This window comes from Desulfovibrio sp. ZJ369, from assembly GCF_011039085.1.
Lineage (GTDB): Bacteria > Desulfobacterota > Desulfovibrionia > Desulfovibrionales > Desulfovibrionaceae > Desulfovibrio.
This window is the reverse complement of the sequence record NZ_JAAKEI010000074.1, coordinates 2,501-5,441: the sequence shown is the minus strand read 5'-3', so window position 1 is coordinate 5,441 and position 2,941 is coordinate 2,501. Positions and strand designations below refer to the sequence as shown.

2 rRNA genes (1 of these 2 only partly in view) are annotated in these 2,941 nt (G+C 53.5%); both read right to left on the bottom strand.

The features are described 5' to 3' along the window. Positions 1–53 precede the first annotated feature (53 nt). Positions 54–168 (bottom strand): 5S ribosomal RNA (gene rrf / locus G7Y51_RS13015). 221 nt (positions 169–389) lie between these two features. After that, positions 390–2,941 (bottom strand): 23S ribosomal RNA (locus G7Y51_RS13010) (it continues 432 nt past the right edge of the window).

Below are 2,941 nucleotides of genomic sequence, written 5' to 3'. Positions count from 1 at the left end.
GGGGGCAAAAGAGAAAGCCCCCGCGCCGGTGGCGTCGGGGGCTTTCTAACAATCTTTGGCAACGGCCTACTTTCCCGCAAGAAGATATGCAGTATCATCGGCGATGGAGAGCTTAACTGCCGAGTTCGGGATGGGATCGGGTGTACCCTCTCCTCCATGGTCACCAAAGAAATTTTGCTGTGTCTTTTGCGATTTGTCCGCGGCAGGCGGCGCGGTTTTTCCGGTCATGGGCGGGTAGCCCTTGCCTGCGCAAGCTGCCTGGCTTTCCTGCCAAAGCGCAACATCCGCGCCAAAACCAGGCGGGAGGGGCAGGAAAAGGCCGGCTCGCAAAAGAATACACTCTGAGATTGTCAAAATATTAATTGACAGGGAAGGAAGGAGTTTTAATCAAAAACAAGCCTCACGGGCTATTAGTACCGGTCAGCTTCACGCCTCGCGGCGCTTCCACCTCCGGCCTATCAACGAGGTAGTCTCCCTCGGCCCTTCAGGGATTGCTCCAGGGAAAACTTATCTTAAGGCAGGCTTCCCGCTTAGATGCTTTCAGCGGTTATCCCTTCCGCACATAGCTACCCTGCTCTGCCGTTGGCACGACAACAGGTCCACCAGGGGTGCGTCCATCCCGGTCCTCTCGTACTAGGGACAGGCCCTTTCAATTTTCCAACGCCCACAGAAGATAGGGACCAAACTGTCTCACGACGTTTTAAACCCAGCTCGCGTACCACTTTAAACGGCGAACAGCCGTACCCTTGGGACCTGCTTCAGCCCCAGGATGTGATGAGCCGACATCGAGGTGCCAAACCGCATCGTCGATGTGAACTCTTGGATGCGATCAGCCTGTTATCCCCGGCGTACCTTTTATCCAATGAGCGATGGCCCTTCCATGCGGGACCACCGGATCACTAACACCTACTTTCGTACCTGCTCGAGATGTCTCTCTTGCAGTCAAGCTCCCTTCTGCGTTTGCACTCGACGGCTGGTTTCCAATCAGCCTGAGGGAACCTTTGCATGCCTCCGTTACTTTTTGGGAGGCGACCGCCCCAGTCAAACTACCCACCAGACACTGTTCCCCTGCCGGATTACGGCGAGGGGTTAGGGACCTGAAAAAACAAGGGTGGTATTTCAACAATGACTCCCCCCATACTGGCGTACAGGGTTCACAGTCTCCCACCTATCCTACACATGCAGGTTCAAATCCCAATGTCAAGCTATAGTAAAGGTGCACAGGGTCTTTCCGTCTTTCTGCGGGTACACGGCATTTTCACCGCGACTTCAATTTCACCGAGTCTCTGGCCGAGACAGTGTGGAGATCGTTACGCCATTCGTGCAGGTCGGAACTTACCCGACAAGGAATTTCGCTACCTTAGGACCGTTATAGTTACGGCCGCCGTTTACCGGGGCTTCAATTCGGAGCTTCGCTTGCGCTGACCCCTCCTTTTAACCTTCCGGCACCGGGCAGGCGTCAGTCCGTATACGTCGTCTTTGGGACTTCGCACAGACCTATGTTTTTAGTAAACAGTCGCCACCACCATTTCTCTGCGGCTCCCTCAGGCTCTACAAGTGAATCATATCACCCGGAGGAGCACCCCTTCTTCCGAAGGTACGGGGTTATTTTGCCGAGTTCCTTGGCCAGAGTTCTCTCGAGCGCCTTGGATTATTCATCCCACCCACCTGAGTTGGTTTCCGGTACGGTTTGCGTATCCTATACTTAGAAGCTTTTCTTGGCAGTAGAGACTCAGCGGCTTCAGGCCTTGCGGCCACGGACTCGCATCTCGGCATACAGGGAAACGGATTTGCCTGTTTCCCATGCCTACCTGCTTGCACCGGGTATTCCAACACCCGGACCGCCTATCTTCCTGCGTCCCTCCTTCGCGCGAATACACAAGTACGTGAATATTAACACGTTTCCCATCAGCTACGCCTTTCAGCCTCGCCTTAGGGGCCGACTAACTCCGGGAAGATTACCTTTACCCGGAAAACCTTGGGTTTACGGCGAACGGGTTTTTCACCCGTTTTATCGTTACTCATGTCAGCATAATCACTTCTCCGCAGTCCAGCATGGCTTACGCCACACCTTCAGCCCGCGAAGAACGCTCCCCTACCAGACCGCTTGCGCGGAATTCAAAGCTTCGGCACTATGCTTAGCCCCGTTACATTTTCGGCGCAACGTCATTAGACCAGTGAGCTATTACGCTTTCTTTAAACGATGGCTGCTTCTAAGCCAACGTCCTGGGTGTCTCTACAACGTCACCACCTTAACCACTGAGCATAGATTTGGAGGCCTTAGCTGTTGATCTGGGCTCTTACCCTCTCGACAACGGACCTTAGCACCCGCTGTCTGACTCCCGTGGTACATCTCATCGGCATTCTGAGTTTGAAAGAGTTTGGTAATCTGGTAGGACCCCTAGCTCTGTCAGTGCTTTACCTCCGATAGACAATCCACGAGGCTATACCTCAATATATTTCGGGGAGAACCAGCTATCACCGGGTTTGATTGGCCTTTCACCCCTATCCACAAGTCATCCCAAACGTTTTCAGCCGTTATGGGTTCGGTCCTCCACAAGGTTTTACCCGTGCTTCAACCTGCTCATGGATAGATCACCCGGTTTCGGGTCTAATCCGCACTACTTTCGCCCTGTTCAGACTCGCTTTCGCTACGGCTCCACTTGCGCTTAACCTTGCAGTACAGATTAACTCGCTGACTCATTATGCAAAAGGCACATGGTCACCCCGCACTCACTTTAAGACATGAAGGCAACGCACTGCATCTTCACGCCTTAAAGTGAGTGTGGGGCTCCCACAGCTTGTAAGCATCAGGTTTCAGATTCTCTTTCACTCCCCTGACAGGGGTTCTTTTCACCTTTCCCTCACGGTACTGGTGCACTATCGGTCGTCGGTTAGTACTTAGCCTTGGAAGATGGTCCTCCCGGATTCCCACGGGGTT